Source organism: Paraburkholderia atlantica, assembly GCF_000092885.1.
Taxonomy (GTDB): Bacteria; Pseudomonadota; Gammaproteobacteria; order Burkholderiales; family Burkholderiaceae; genus Paraburkholderia; species Paraburkholderia atlantica.
Window position 1 is genome coordinate 1,596,228 of record NC_014117.1, and the last position, 13,825, is coordinate 1,610,052.

The 13,825-nt window shown below is 64.3% G+C and carries 12 protein-coding genes; 6 read left to right on the forward strand and 6 right to left on the reverse strand.

Annotation, left to right across the window (positions count from 1 at the left end):
• Positions 1 to 169: 169 nt before the first annotated feature.
• Positions 170 to 661: a hypothetical protein gene (locus tag BC1002_RS07105; protein WP_013089382.1), complete on the reverse strand. Its 492-nt coding sequence runs from the start codon at positions 659 to 661 to the stop codon at positions 170 to 172.
• Here BC1002_RS07105 and BC1002_RS37640 point away from each other — a divergent pair.
• From BC1002_RS37640 to BC1002_RS07120, 4 genes are all read left to right on the forward strand, one after another.
• Positions 660 to 1,049: a hypothetical protein gene (locus BC1002_RS37640; protein ID WP_157874653.1), complete on the forward strand. Its 390-nt coding sequence runs from the start codon at positions 660 to 662 to the stop codon at positions 1,047 to 1,049. The genes BC1002_RS07105 and BC1002_RS37640 overlap by 2 nt on opposite strands.
• Positions 1,046 to 2,656: a sensor histidine kinase gene (locus tag BC1002_RS07110; RefSeq protein WP_013089383.1), complete on the forward strand. Its 1,611-nt coding sequence runs from the start codon at positions 1,046 to 1,048 to the stop codon at positions 2,654 to 2,656. The genes BC1002_RS37640 and BC1002_RS07110 overlap by 4 nt, the downstream gene beginning before the upstream one ends.
• 54 nt (positions 2,657 to 2,710) lie before the next feature.
• A complete protein-coding gene (locus BC1002_RS07115; protein WP_013089384.1) occupies positions 2,711 to 3,202 on the forward strand; it encodes a response regulator in 492 nt (163 codons plus the stop codon).
• Between the two features lie 61 nt (positions 3,203 to 3,263).
• Entirely contained in the window at positions 3,264 to 5,237 is a 1,974-nt protein-coding gene (locus BC1002_RS07120; protein ID WP_013089385.1) for a hybrid sensor histidine kinase/response regulator, read from the forward strand.
• A gap of 56 nt (positions 5,238 to 5,293) precedes the next feature.
• On the opposite strand, the gene mscL is transcribed toward BC1002_RS07120, so the two are convergent.
• From mscL to mfd, 4 genes are all read right to left on the reverse strand, one after another.
• Positions 5,294 to 5,740: a large conductance mechanosensitive channel protein MscL gene (mscL, locus tag BC1002_RS07125; protein WP_013089386.1), complete on the reverse strand. Its 447-nt coding sequence runs from the start codon at positions 5,738 to 5,740 to the stop codon at positions 5,294 to 5,296.
• A 98-nt stretch (positions 5,741 to 5,838) separates the two neighbouring features.
• Entirely contained in the window at positions 5,839 to 6,873 is a 1,035-nt protein-coding gene (locus BC1002_RS07130; protein ID WP_013089387.1) for a threonine/serine dehydratase family protein, read from the reverse strand.
• Between the two features lie 89 nt (positions 6,874 to 6,962).
• Complete coding sequence (gene argE / locus BC1002_RS07135; RefSeq protein ID WP_013089388.1) at positions 6,963 to 8,195, reverse strand: acetylornithine deacetylase; 1,233 nt, start codon at positions 8,193 to 8,195, stop codon at positions 6,963 to 6,965.
• A gap of 151 nt (positions 8,196 to 8,346) precedes the next feature.
• A complete protein-coding gene (gene mfd / locus BC1002_RS07140) occupies positions 8,347 to 11,826 on the reverse strand; it encodes a transcription-repair coupling factor (RefSeq protein WP_013089389.1) in 3,480 nt (1,159 codons plus the stop codon).
• 119 nt (positions 11,827 to 11,945) lie between these two features.
• On the opposite strand from mfd, the gene ispD reads away from it, so the two are divergent.
• A complete protein-coding gene (gene ispD, locus BC1002_RS07145; protein ID WP_013089390.1) occupies positions 11,946 to 12,659 on the forward strand; it encodes a 2-C-methyl-D-erythritol 4-phosphate cytidylyltransferase in 714 nt (237 codons plus the stop codon).
• 82 nt (positions 12,660 to 12,741) lie between these two features.
• Positions 12,742 to 13,221: a 2-C-methyl-D-erythritol 2,4-cyclodiphosphate synthase gene (gene ispF / locus BC1002_RS07150; protein WP_013089391.1), complete on the forward strand. Its 480-nt coding sequence runs from the start codon at positions 12,742 to 12,744 to the stop codon at positions 13,219 to 13,221.
• A gap of 33 nt (positions 13,222 to 13,254) precedes the next feature.
• On the opposite strand, the gene BC1002_RS07155 is transcribed toward ispF, so the two are convergent.
• On the reverse strand, positions 13,255 to 13,803 hold the full coding sequence (locus tag BC1002_RS07155; protein WP_013089392.1) for a peroxiredoxin: 549 nt from the start codon (positions 13,801 to 13,803) through the stop codon (positions 13,255 to 13,257).
• Positions 13,804 to 13,825 lie beyond the last annotated feature (22 nt).

Sequence of the window (13,825 nt, forward strand, 5' to 3'; positions counted from 1 at the left end):
CACTGCGCGCGCTCGCCGTCAAGGCCAGCGTTTCAATCAAGCACTCAGAAAGCAGCGCCGCGCCGACGAAGACGCCAGCGATGCGTGACGACATTGGCTGTCGAAAGCGCGGAGGAATGACGACGAAACGACCTGTCAGTAACCCTGAACTTCAGGGTATCTGATTGGCCTATCTGAGCGAGCGCGGTGTTGCATCGCCCGACGCATCCTGGCGACGCACGCCGCGGCGAGTACCGATCCGCGTCGCGCCGAACTCCGTCAGAATCTTGCCGCGCGCACGACTCGCGAACACGAGGAAGCCGAAGCCGTCGGCTTCGTACCAGTAGCCGCCGTTCTCGAGGCCATCGAGCGGTTGCTCCAGTGCGTTGGTAATGGATTCGATGCAGCGCCGCCGCAATTCGGCTGGTGCGGGGTAGGGCGGCTGCGCGCCGCGCACACTGCATAGAAGCACGTCGAGTCCGGGCAGCACGTGTGCATAGAGCACCGGTTCGTCCTGCGCGCGAGCCCGCGCAATCTTGGTGTCGAGTTGACCGAACGGCTTGAAATGCCGCAGAACCGCGAGGAACGACTCGTCGCCGTCCACCTTCGCGCGTCTACGCTTTTTCGGGAAGGACATAAAAATTCGCCTGAAAAAGAATTGCAAGAAACGCTGCGTCCTCATGCGACCACTCCCGGCTTTCGCGCGCCGCACGTCGATCTTTTATAGCATACGACAAGGCCGGATTCACGATGATTCGACGCTGCTGCATCGCTCCACCGCTCCCGCACGAATCATGCCGAACCGCCTCGCCGCGCGCATTCGCATCCCAGCACACCTTGTCTCCATCATAGACGCAGGCGGCGCCGAAAAAACATCCCATCCCAATAAAAAAGTCATTTTTGTGTGGTCGAGCGCTTGCAGGCGCGCCGTTGAAATATCTCCGGTTCACGTCGATAATGGCCCGTCCGGCCGCGCGGCGCCCGCCTTACAGGGCGCAACCGGTGTGCGCGAGCCCCGCCGTTCGAGTGACAGCCTGAACCACAGCCTGAACGCCCTGACGGAACCATGAAACTATTCACCAAAGGCCTGCTGCTGATCGCGATACCGAGCGTGGTCGAACTCGCGCTGCTCGGAGTCGTCTTCGATACCCAGGAGCGCACCGCGCAGGCCGCGCGATGGGTCGACAACAGTAAGCAGATCCTCTACCAGTCGTCGGCCATCGTCGATCCGCTGCTGCGTCAGGCCGCGCGCGTGCGCACCGCGATGGTGACGGGCGACGCGTCGCTGATCGACCGCCACGCGGTGTGGGTCGAGCTGAACGACCGGCTCGCGAAGCTCGATGCGCTCGTCGCCGAAACGCCGGCCCAGGCCGAGCGCGTACACAGCATGCGGCGCGCGATCGACGCGTATCGGGAACAGAGTGTCGCGATCTCGCGGGCCTTGCACGAGGGCCGCAGTCTACGCTCCTATATCTCGCTCGAAACCGGCGAGTTGCCGGAGCAGATCGCCGTGTTCCGCGAGGAGTTGGCTCAGTTCGACGCGGCGGCGTCGGTACTCGATGTCGAGCGCTCGAGCGCGCTCGGCGAGCGTCGCGAGCTTCAGCAGCGCGCGCTGATCGCAGCGGCGTTCGGCTCGATGCTGATCTGGGCGGTCACCGCCTTCGTGTTCGCGCGCGGCATCGGCCAGCGCCTCGAAGTGCTGACCGATAACGCCGAGCGGCTTGGCAGCGGCCGGCCGCTCGCGGCGCCGTTGTCGGGCAGCGACGAAATCGCCGCGCTCGACGCCGTGCTGCATCAGACCGATGCGCGTCTGCGCGAGGCGGAAGCCGGGCAGCAGGCCCTGAAGACGGAACTCGAATCACGCGCGCGCGAACTGGCGGCCGTCAATGAGGAATTGCGCCAGGAAACGCAGGACAACGAGATGTTCATCTACAGCGTGTCGCATGATCTGCGCTCGCCGCTCGTCAATCTGCAAGGGTTTTCGAGGGAGCTGCACGTGTCGTGCGACGAGCTCGACGGCCTCGTCGGGCAGGCTCGATTGCCGGACAACGAAGCGCGGCGCATGACGCAGATTCTCGATGGCGACGTGCGCGAGTCGTTGCACTATTTGCGCACCGCGGTCGCGCGCGCAGCGGCGATCATCGACGCGCTGTTGCGCATCTCGCGCGCGGGACGGCTCGAATACCAGTGGCAACGGGTCAGCGTCGGGCGCGCGGTGGCGCGGGTCGTCGATGGGCTGCAAGGCACGATCGACCAACGCGCCGCGAGCGTCACGGTGCGCGAGCTGCCGCCCGCTTGGGGCGATCCGGCGGCGGTCGAGCAGATCTTCAGCAACCTGATCGGCAATGCGCTGACTTTTCTCGATCCGACACGCAGCGGGCGCATCGAGGTCGGCGCGCTGGCGCCCGAACCCGTCGACGACAGCGAGCCGCGCGCGGTCCGTATGCGCACCTATTACGTCCGCGATAACGGGCTCGGCATTCCGGCCGCATATCTATCGAAGGTGTTTCGCGCGTTCCAGCGCCTGCATGCTGACGTCGCGAGCGGCGACGGAATCGGCCTCGCGGTGGTGCGGCGCACGGTCGAGCGGCACGGCGGGCGGGTCTGGGTCGAATCGGCCGAAGGCGCCGGCTCGACCTTTTTCGTGGTGCTGCCCGAGCAGCCGGTGCGCTTCTGAACGCCGCGCATGCCGGCGCGGGCATGGATGACGAATCGTTGGCACGGAGAGCCTATGAATCACGCGCAAACGGTCAGCATCGTTCTGATCGAAGACGACGACGGCCACACTACGCTCGTCGAGCGCAATCTGCGCCGCGCCGGCATATCGAACGGCTTCGTGCGCTTTCGCGACGGCCAGCAGGCGCTCGATTACTTCTTCGACCCGGCGCGCGCGCAGCCACTGGCCGACGCCGACTGCCACCCGTATCCGCCGCGCGAGAACCTGGCGAATTTCGTCGTGCTGCTGGATCTGAAGATGCCGCGCGTCGACGGCTTCGAGGTGTTACGGCGTCTGAAGGAAGCCCCTGAGACCGCCGCGGTGCCCGTGATCGTGTTGACCACGACTGACGATCCGCGCGAAATCGCGCGCTGCTACGAACTCGGTTGCAACGTCTATATCTGCAAGCCGGTCGAATACGATGCGTTTATCGAGGCCGTGCGCAGGCTCGGCCTGTTCCTGCAAGTGGTCAAGCTGCCGCCGGGGCATCGCCTCGCGCCGCGCTGAAGCAGTCCGAAAGCCGTTCGTGACAAGATGAACACCGTACTGAGCCAGAGAGAGCATCTGCATGACCGAAGAAGTGTCCGCGCCGCACGCCGCTTATGTGCTCGTCGTCGATGACGACGAGGGCATCTTGCGGCTCGCGCGCAAGTCGCTGGAACGCGCCGGCTGCCGGGTGGCGATTTGCGGCGGTGTCGAGGCGGCCCGCGAGCGCCTCGCGAACGGCGGCCTCGACCTGCTGGTGCTCGACTATCAGTTGAACGGGCCGGAGACCGGGCTCGATTTCTTCCGGCGTCTGCGCGCCGAGGGCGTGCGCATTCCTGCGATCCTCGTGACCGGCTTCACCGACGAATCGCGCGTGATCGAAGCGCTGCGCGCGGGCGTGTCCGACGTGGTGCCGAAGTCCGGTGACTATCTCGACTATCTGCCGGAGGCCGTGGAGCGCGTGTTGTCGCAGGTGCGGCTGCAACGCGCGTCCGACGAGGCGCTGCTGCTGCGCGATCGCGAACTGCATTACCGCACGTTGTCGGAGACGTTGCCGCATCTGGTAGTGACCTGCGACGCGGCCGGCGACTGCGACTTCCTGTCGAAGCAATGGTACGACTACACGGGCTTGCCCGAACATGGCTCGCATGGTCTCGCGTGGCTCGACGCCGTGCATCCCGACGATCGCGAGCAGATCCGGCAAAGCTGGCTCAAAGCCGTGGCGAGCCGCGACGGCGACTATCGGCACGAGATGCGGATTCGCCGTCACGATGGCGAGTACCGCTGGTTCGACATGCGCGTGGTCGCGGTGCGCGATGCCGAAGGCAAGGTCAGCAAATGGTTCGGAAGTTGTACCGACATTCACCCGCAGCGCGAGGCGATCGAGGAGCGCGAGCGGCTGCTCCAGTCCGAGCAGGCCGCGCGCCAGGCCGCCGAAGAAGCGAATCGCGCGAAGGACCGTTTTCTCGCGATGCTGTCGCACGAATTGCGCACGCCGCTCACACCAGTGCTCGCGGGCGCGAGCGTGCTCGAGATGATCCCCGAGCTACCCGAGCAGGCGCGTGCGAGCGTGCGGATGATCCGCCGCAACGTCGAGTTGGAGGCACGGCTGATCGACGATCTGCTCGATCTGACGCGCGTCGCGAACGGCAAGCTGCGGCTGTCGCTGGAAACCGTCGACGTACATGAGGTGATCGACAGCGTGCTCGAACTCTTTCGCAGCGAAATCCAGGTCAAGCAGCAGGACGTGCACGTCGACAAGCGCGCGACGCATCACTACGTGCTCGCCGATCGCGCGCGTCTGCAACAGATGCTGTGGAACCTGATTCGCAATGCCGCGAAGTTCACGCCGGACGGCGGCCATATCTACGTGCGCACGCGCGACGAACGCATGCAGGTCCAGATCTCGGTCGAAGACACCGGCATCGGCATCGAGCCGGAACAGATCGGCAAGCTGTTCAACGCGTTCGAGCAGGGCGACCAGAGCATGACGCGGCAGTTCGGCGGGCTGGGTCTCGGTCTTGCGATCACGAAGGCTTTGACCGACGTGCACGGCGGCACAGTGACTGCGCAGAGCCCCGGTCCGCATTGCGGCGCGACCTTCACGATCACGCTGCCGACCGCAGCAGCGCCAGCCGCGGCGCCGCCGGTCATCGTGCCCAGCACCGTGCAGCCGGCGAGCTCGCTGACGGTGCTGCTGATCGAGGATCATGCCGATACCGCGGACGTGATGGCCCAGTTGATGCGCGGCTTGGGGCATCAGGTGACGGTGGTCGGGCGCATCGACGATGCGCTTGCGGCGACGCAGTTGCAGAAGTTCGATCTTGTCGTCAGCGATGTCGGGTTGCCCGATGGCACCGGCCTCGATTTCATCGAGGCGTTTCGCGAACATTCCAACGTGCCAGCCGTTGCGTTGACCGGCTTCGGCACCGACGAGGACGTGCGCCGTTGTTTGAGCGCGGGCTTCAACTCGCATCTGACGAAGCCTGTCAATTTCGGCCAGCTCGAAGCGATGATCGAAAGCGCGGCGCAATTGAAGGCACAAAAGGATGCGTAAGCCAGGCCTTTTTATTTCACGCGCTCAGGAGTTTAAAACCGAGCTTTATTTAACAATTAACGCGGCTGGTTTTTCAGCGAATCGCGAATCTCGCGCAGCAGCAGCACGTCTTCCGGCGTCGGCGGCGGTTCCGCCGGCGCGGCTTGCGGCTCCTTGCGCAGTTTGTTGATGAACTTGACCATCAGAAAGATGATGAACGCGAGAATGATGAAGTTGATCGTCGCGGTAATGAACGAACCGTAGCCGAATACCGCCACGCCGGCCGTTTGCAGGTCTTTATACGATTCGGGGTTGCCTTTGTAGGTTGCCGGAATATGGCCGAGTCGAACGAACAGATTGGAGAAATCGAAGCCGCCGGTAGCGAGTCCGACGACCGGCATGATCAGGTCTTTAACCACGGAATTGACAATGGTGGAAAATGCGCCGCCGATAATCACACCGACGGCCAGATCCATCACATTGCCTTTGAGCGCAAATTCTTTAAATTCCTGGATCATGCTCATACATCACCTCCCTGATATGAATAGCCGAATCATACCAACCTGAAGCGGATAGGCTAGTGCTTTAGCCGCGATGCAACAAGCGCATTCGCCGTGCGTCGTTAATGAGGAAACTGTGACTTGCTATGACGCGCGCGCTCCAGATGCGCGGCAAAACTGACCGGGTCGATATTGGCTCCGCACAGCAGCACGCCCACGCGTTTGCCTTGCAACGGTTCGCGCAACGGTCCGAGCAGTGCGGCGGTGGCGGCCGCGCAAGCCGGCTCGACCGCGAGCTTCAGCTGATTGAACAGGATCAGCATCGCTTCGCGCAACTGATCGTCGGACACCGTGATGAGCCGATCGATATGGCGGCGGCACAACTCGTAGCTGTATTGCTCGGTATGCGGCGACATCAGCGAATCGGCGATGCTGTGCATATGGCCCATTCTGACCGTATGGTTGGCGGCAAAACTCTTGCTCATCACATCCGAGCCTTCGGGTTCGACACCGTACACGTGTATGTTCGGATTCGCGAGCCGCAGCGCGGTGGAGACGCCGGCCGCGAGCCCGCCGCCGCCGATCGGCACGATCACCGCTTCGAGGTCGGGTGTTTGCGTCGCCCATTCGTAGCCGAGCGTCGCCGAGCCGAGCACCGTGCGATAACCGTTGAACGGGTGCACGAAATAACGGCCTTCCTCGGCCTCGATGCGGCGCACCAGTTCGAACGCGTCGGCGAGGTCTTCCGCGTAGAGGATGTCGGCGCCATAGTCACGGCACAACGCGACGCGCGCCGGATTCGCCGCGCTGAACAGCACGACCTTCGCGCTGACGCCGAGCCGCATCGCCGCATACGCGACGGCCACCGCGTGATTGCCGCCCGACACGCAGGTGACGCCCGCGCTCTTCTGCGCGTCGTCGAGCGCGAGCAGGTTCGTGAAGGCGCCGCGCGCCTTGAAGCTGCCGCCCGCCTGCAATAGCTCGAACTTGAAATTGACGACGGTGCCGCGCAGCGACGAGAAGTCGAGCCGGTCGAACACCGGCGTGCGCGCGACCCACGGCGTCAATGCGAAGTGCTGCGCGGCGATGTCGTCGAGCGTGGGGATCGGCTCGCCGTCGATCGTGTGATCCGTGTGCTGCTGCATGGCGCTGGACATGGCGGTCGCTCCGGAGTCGTCGATGTCGATCAGACCCGTGGCGCGGCGCGCAGGTTCACCGCGGCTGCGCGCCGCTGCAACGAGACGGGCTAAGCGGCCCCGACCGACATGCTGTGGATGAACTTGCGCAGGAAGCGCTCGCACGCGACGAGCTGCGCGAGCTCGACGAATTCGTTCGCCTTGTGCGCCTGCTGGATGTCGCCGGGGCCGCAGACGATGCTCGGAATCCCCGCGTTCGAAAAGAGGCCGGCCTCGGTGCCGTACGCGACTTTGCGCTTGTCCTGGTCAGCCGTCAGCGCGCGCACGAGTTGCGTGATCGCGGCCTGTTCAGACGAATCGAGTCCGGGCGCCGCGGCGATCTTCGTGATCTCGATCGCGGCCGACGGATGCTCGCGCAGCATTTTCGGCAGCAGCGTGTCGCGCGCGTAGCTGTCGATGCGCGCGAAGATCTGCTCGGGATCGAGCGTCGGCAGATTGCGGAATTCGAACTGGAACTGGCACTCGGCCGGCACCGTGTTGATCGCGTTGCCGCCCGTGATCGTGCTGGTCTGCGCGGTGCTGAACGGCACGTCGTACAGTTCGTCGAACGGGCCCTGCTCGCGGAACTGGTCGGCCATGTCGCGGATGTAGCAGATCAGGCGCGCCGCGTACTCGATCGCGTTCAAGCCCTTCGGCGTCAGCGACGAATGCGCGGCCTGGCCGCGCACGCAGCATTGATACGCGTTGATGCCCTTGTGCGCGATGATCGGGCGCATGCTGGTCGGCTCGCCGACGATGCAGCCGTCCGGCTTCACGCCGCGCTTCATCAGATCGGCGATCATCAGCGGCGCGCCGACGCAGCCGACTTCCTCGTCGAACGACAGCGCGAGGTGGATCGGCTTCGCGAGCTTCGCGCGTTGCATGTCGGGCACGAGCGCGAGCGCCGCGCCGATGAAGCCCTTCATGTCGCAACTGCCGCGGCCGTAGAGCTTGTCACCGCGAATCTCGGGCTTGAACGGATCGCTGTCCCATTGCTGGCCATCCACCGGCACGACGTCCGTGTGGCCCGACAGTACGACGCCGCCGTTCGTTTCGCCATCGTGTGCGGGAATCGTCGCGAACAGGTTCGCCCATTTGCCGCCTTTGCCGTGCGTCAGCGTCGCGTCGATACCGACCGCGCGCAGTTCGTCGCGCACGGTTTCGATCAGGCCGAGATTCGGATTGCGGCTCACCGTGTCCATCGACACGAGACGGGTGACCCAGGGCAGAGATACCGGAGAAGCGGGAGAAGCGGAGGAGGCGGACGACTGCGACGATTGCGCTGTTTCAGCGACGTGGGACATGACATGACTCCATCATTTTGTATCTATCGATCATATCCCATATTGCATTTTGGCAAGGGGAGCCAAAATGCCGGGCGCGCGTTGGCGCAGCGCAGCATCGATGCAAAAAAAACGGGGGGACGTCCCCCCGTTTTTTGTTGTTTCACGACCCTCAGCGCGCGGGCGCTGCCGCCGTGCCGCGGCTCGGCGAACCGAGCGCGCGCAACGTCTCCTTGACGGTCGCGACGCGCACCGCGAGATCCGGGCTGCGCGTTTCGATGCGCAGCTTGTCCTGACCTGCGAGCTTGATGTGCTTGTGCTTCTGCACCATCTCGATGATCCGCATCGCATCGATGGGCGGATTGGGGATGAACTGCAGGCCGATCACCGCTTCGCCGGCATCGATCTTCGAAATGCCGAGCGGCTTGGCGGCGAGCCGCAGACGATGCGTTTCCACCAGCGCATGCGCCTGCGGCGGCAGCTTGCCGAAGCGGTCGATCAGCTCCTCCTGGATGCCGTCGATCGAATCGCTGTTTTCGCAGTTCGCGAGGCGCTTGTACAGCGACAGACGTTCCTGCACGTCGCCGCAATAGTCCGATGGCAGGATCGCCGGCGAATGCAGGTTGATTTCGGTGGTCGCCGCGAGCGGCGCGGTGAGGTCCGGTTCCTTGCCGTTCTTGAGCGCCTTCACCGCGTCATTGAGCATGTCGGTATAAAGCTGGAAGCCGATCTCGTGAATCTCGCCCGACTGCTTGTCGCCGAGCACTTCGCCGGTGCCGCGAATCTCGAGGTCGTGCATCGCGAGATAGAAGCCCGAGCCGAGTTCCTCCATCTGCTGGATCGCTTCGAGCCGTCGCTGCGCCTGCTTGGTGAGCCCCTGCGGATCATGCACGAGCAGATATGAATACGCCTGGTGATGCGAGCGGCCGACGCGGCCACGCAGCTGATGCAATTGCGCGAGACCGAACTTGTCGGAACGATGGATCAGGATCGTGTTCGCGCTCGGCACGTCGATGCCGGTTTCGATGATCGTCGTGCACAGCAGCACGTTCGCGCGCTGCGCGACGAAGTCGCGCATCACGCGTTCCAGTTCGCGCTCGTGCATCTGGCCGTGCGCGACCGCGATGCGCGCTTCGGGCACGAGTGCCTCGAGCATCTGCCGGCGATTCTCGATCGTTTCGACTTCGTTGTGCAGGAAGTAGACCTGGCCGCCGCGCTTCAACTCGCGCAGCATCGCTTCGCGAATCACACTGTCTTCCTCGCGCCGCACGAAGGTCTTGATCGCGAGGCGCTTTTGCGGCGCCGTTGCGATCACCGAGAAATCGCGCAGGCCTTCGAGCGCCATGCCGAGCGTACGTGGAATCGGCGTCGCGGTCAGCGTCAGCACGTCGACTTCCGCGCGCAGCGCCTTCAGCGCTTCCTTCTGACGCACGCCGAAGCGATGCTCCTCGTCGATGATCACGAGCCCGAGCCGCTTGAACTGCACATCGGACGACAGCAGCTTGTGCGTGCCGATCACGATGTCGACCGAACCTTCGTTGATCTGCTGGATTGCCGCGTTAACTTCCTTGGTCGACTTGAAGCGCGACAGCTCGGCGATGCGCACCGGCCAGTCGGAGAAGCGGTCACTGAAGGTTTGCGTGTGCTGTTCGGCGAGCAGCGTGGTCGGCGACAGCAGCGCGACCTGCTTGCCGCCCATCACCGCGATGAACGCCGCGCGCAACGCGACCTCGGTCTTGCCGAAGCCGACGTCGCCGCACACGAGCCGGTCCATCGGCTTGCCGCCCGTCATGTCGCCGATCACCGCCGCGATCGCGGCGGCCTGGTCCGGCGTCTCCTCGAAACCGAAGCTCTCGGCGAACTTCACATAGTCCTTCGGTTCGAGCGCGAACGCGTGGCCTTCGCGGGCGGCACGGCGCGCGTACAGGTTCAGCAGTTCGGCGGCCGTATCGCGGATCTGCTGCGCGGCCTTGCGTTTGGCCTTTTCCCACTGGCCCGAACCCAGCGAATGCAGCGGCGCGCTTTCCGGATCGGCGCCGCTATAGCGCGAGATCACGTGCAATTGCGCGACCGGCACGTAGAGCTTGCTGTCGCCAGCGTATTCGAGGTGCAGGAACTCGGTTTCGCCTTCGCCGAGGTCCATCGTCACAAGACCCATGTAGCGGCCGATACCGTGCTGCGAATGGACGACCGGATCGCCCACCTTCAACTCGGACAGATCGCGCACCATCGAATCGACGTTGCTCGCCTGTTCCTGGCGGCGGCGCCCCGCGCGGCGCGCGAGCGGTCCGTACAGTTCGGTTTCGGTGATGATCGCGATGCCGTCGCCCGGCACCGCAAAGCCGTTCGCGAGCGGCGCGACGCCGAGCGAGAACGGCGCATCGCTCTTGAGCCAGTCGGCGAAGCTGTCGGCCGAGGCGGGCTTCAGCTGGTTGTCGGCGAGCAGTTGCAGCAGCGTCTCGCGACGGCCCGCCGATTCGGCGGCGAACAGCACGCGGTTCGGCGTCGTGCTCAGATACGCGCGCAGTGCCGACACAGGGTCGTCGGCGTGACGGTCGATCGCGAGGTTCGGCAAGGCGATCGACCAGGCGCCGCCGCCGTTGCTGGGCAGCACGAGCCGTGCGAACGGCTTCGCGAACGCAAAGAAATCCTCGTCCGACAGGAACAGCGTCTGCGGTTCGAGAATCGGCCGGTCGCGGTCGTGCGACAGGAAGTTGAAGCGCTGTTTCGTGTCGTTGGTGAAGCGCCGGATCGCCGCGTCCAGGTCGCCGACGAACGCGAGCTGCGAACCGTCGGGCAGGTAATGGAAGAGGGTGGCCGTTTCCTCGAAGAACAGCGGCAGATAGTATTCGATGCCCGCCGACGGCACGCCGTTGCCGATGTCTTTATAGATCGACGCGCGGCTCGGATCGCCCTCGAAGGTCTCGCGCCAGCGGCTGCGGAATGCGGTGCGCGCGGCTTCATCGAACGGGAATTCGCGGCCCGGCAGCAGACGCACGTCCTTGACCGGATAGAGGCTGCGCTGCGTGTCGGGGTCGAACGCGCGGATCGAGTCGACCTGATCGTCGAACAGGTCGATGCGGTAGGGCAGCGGCGAGCCCATCGGAAACAGATCGAGCAGCGAGCCGCGCACGCAGTATTCGCCGGGACGCACGACCTGGCTCACGTGCTCGTAGCCGGCGAGCGTCAGCTGCGCCTTCAGCTTCGCTTCGTCGAGCCGCTCGCCTTGCGAGAACGAGAACGTGTAGGCGGCGAGGAACGACGCGGGCGGCATCCGGTACAGGGCCGTCGTGGCCGGTACGAGCAGGATGTCACAGCGGCCTTCGCCGAGATCGTGCAGCGTCGCGAGACGCTCGGACACGAGGTCCTGGTGCGGCGAAAACGTGTCGTATGGCAGCGTTTCCCAGTCGGGCAGCAAGCGCACGCGCGCGTCGGGGGCGAAGAAGCCGATTTCCTGCGACAGCCGCTGCGCGTCGACCGCGCTTTCGCAGACCACCGCCAGCAGCGGCATCTTCTCGCGGTAGGTGAGATGGTAGCGGGCGATCAGCAACGCGTCGGACGAACCGCGCGTGCCGTCGAAGGCGAAACGCTGGCCGGCCTTGACGAGCGCGACGGGCGAGGAGGACTGCGAGGTTGCGGCGATGTCTGGCATAAAGGAGAGAAAGCGGCTCGAGGCTCACACGACGGCCAAGTTTACGCGTCCACGGGCGTGAATGCGAAGGACGTATTATAAAATCCGTCCTTTACTTTGACCTGGCGGCATCCGCACTCGTGACTTCCCGTCTCTTCGCCCTGATCCCGTGCGCGGGCACCGGCAGCCGTTCCGGCGCCGCGATGCCCAAGCAATACCGTACTGTCGCCGGCCGCGACATGCTGCATTACTCGCTCGCCGCGTTCGACGCGTGCAGCGAATTCACGCGGACGCTAGTCGTCATCGCGCCCGACGACCAGCACTTCGACGCGCGCCGCTTCGGCAATCTGCGCTTCGCGGTGCGGCGCGTGGGCGGCGCATCGCGCCAGGCGTCGGTGCTCAACGGTCTGCACGCGCTCGCCGAGTTCGGCGCCCACGACGACGACTGGGTACTCGTGCACGACGCGGCGCGCCCGGGCATCACGCCGGCGCTGATCCGCACGCTGATCGGTTCGCTAAAGGACGACGCGGTCGGCGGCATCATGGCGTTGCCGGTCGCCGATACGTTAAAGCGTATCGACCGTGCGTCGGCCGATGGCCGCATCGCCCGTACCGAGGCACGCGACGGCTTGTGGCAGGCGCAGACCCCGCAGATGTTCCGCATCGGCATGCTGCGCGAGGCGATCCTGCGCGCGCAGGCCGACGGCCACGATCTGACCGACGAGGCGAGCGCGATCGAATGGTCGGGCCATGCGCCGAAGCTCGTGCAAGGCAGCTTGCGCAACTTCAAGGTCACGTATCCGGAAGATTTCGATCTGGCCGAGGCGATTCTGAGCCGCGCCGCCGGTTCGTGATACTTCGTGTTTGCACCATGGAAAGGTTTGGAAAGGCTTTAAAGAAGCATTAAAAGCTTCAGCACTTGAGGATGTGACGCTTATGGATTTCAGAATTGGGCAAGGCTACGACGTGCATGCGCTGGTGCCGGGACGCGCGTTGATCATCGGCGGCGTGACGATTCCGTACGAACGCGGGCTGCTCGGTCACTCGGACGCGGACGTGTTGCTGCACGCGATCACCGACGCGCTGTTCGGCGCGGCCGCGTTGGGCGATATCGGCCGCCACTTCTCCGATACCGACGCGAAGTTCGCCGGCGCCGACAGCCGCGTGCTGTTGCGCGAATGCGTGGCGCGCGTGAAGGCGGCGGGTTTTGCGATCGGCAACGTCGATAGCAGCGTGATCGCGCAGGCGCCGAAGCTCGCGCCGCATATCGAAGGGATGCGCGCGAATATCGCGGCGGACCTCGGCTTGCCGATCGAGCGCGTGAACGTCAAAGCGAAGACGAACGAGAAGCTCGGCTATCTTGGCCGCGGGGAGGGCATCGAGGCACAGGCCGCGGTGTTGTTGGTCAAGGGCTGAACGGGCTTCTGTTTGAGCGACTGGCGGTGCCGCTCACAGCGTCGCACCGCCGATCGTCCGATTGCTCGGACACAGCTCTTCCGTTTGCAGGCCGTCGAGGATGCGCAGCACTTCTGCGGGATTACGGCCCACGTAAAGGTTGTTGACCGACACGTGCTGGATCGTGTTGTCCGGATCGATGATATAAGTCGCGCGCAGCGCGACACCCGCTTCCTTGTCGCGCACGCCGAGCTGGTCGATCAGCTCGCCTTTCACGTCGCCGAACGAGTAGTGGTTGAGCCTGTCGAGCGCCTTGTACTCGCGGCGCCACGCGAGCTTCACATATTCATTGTCGACGCTGCCGCCGAGCAGCACCGCCTCGCGGTCCTCGAACTCCTTGACGAGCTTGCTGAAATCGACGATTTCCGTCGGGCAGACCAGCGAAAAATCCTTCGGATAAAAGTAGATGATTTTCCACTTGCCTGGAAACGACTGATCGGTGATGTATTCGAACGCCGAGACGCCGTGTTCTTCGTGATGGTTGAAGCCTGGCTTGGCGGCAATGACGGTGAACGCTTCGAGTTTATCGCCAACGGTTTTCATTCAAAGGCTCCTTCGAAAGTCG

What these genes read in the sequence shown, in the direction of transcription:
- BC1002_RS37640 (WP_157874653.1), top strand. Translation starts at nt 660, where the DNA reads ATGCGACCACTCCCGGCTTTCGCGCGCCGCACGTCGATCTTTTATAGC.
- BC1002_RS07105 (WP_013089382.1), bottom strand. Translation starts at nt 661, where the DNA reads ATGAGGACGCAGCGTTTCTTGCAATTCTTTTTCAGGCGAATTTTTATG.
- BC1002_RS07110 (WP_013089383.1), top strand. Translation starts at nt 1,046, where the DNA reads ATGAAACTATTCACCAAAGGCCTGCTGCTGATCGCGATACCGAGCGTG.
- BC1002_RS07115 (WP_013089384.1), top strand. Translation starts at nt 2,711, where the DNA reads ATGAATCACGCGCAAACGGTCAGCATCGTTCTGATCGAAGACGACGAC.
- BC1002_RS07120 (WP_013089385.1), top strand. Translation starts at nt 3,264, where the DNA reads ATGACCGAAGAAGTGTCCGCGCCGCACGCCGCTTATGTGCTCGTCGTC.
- mscL (WP_013089386.1), bottom strand. Translation starts at nt 5,740, where the DNA reads ATGAGCATGATCCAGGAATTTAAAGAATTTGCGCTCAAAGGCAATGTG.
- BC1002_RS07130 (WP_013089387.1), bottom strand. Translation starts at nt 6,873, where the DNA reads ATGTCCAGCGCCATGCAGCAGCACACGGATCACACGATCGACGGCGAG.
- argE (WP_013089388.1), bottom strand. Translation starts at nt 8,195, where the DNA reads ATGTCCCACGTCGCTGAAACAGCGCAATCGTCGCAGTCGTCCGCCTCC.
- mfd (WP_013089389.1), bottom strand. Translation starts at nt 11,826, where the DNA reads ATGCCAGACATCGCCGCAACCTCGCAGTCCTCCTCGCCCGTCGCGCTC.
- ispF (WP_013089391.1), top strand. Translation starts at nt 12,742, where the DNA reads ATGGATTTCAGAATTGGGCAAGGCTACGACGTGCATGCGCTGGTGCCG.
- BC1002_RS07155 (WP_013089392.1), bottom strand. Translation starts at nt 13,803, where the DNA reads ATGAAAACCGTTGGCGATAAACTCGAAGCGTTCACCGTCATTGCCGCC.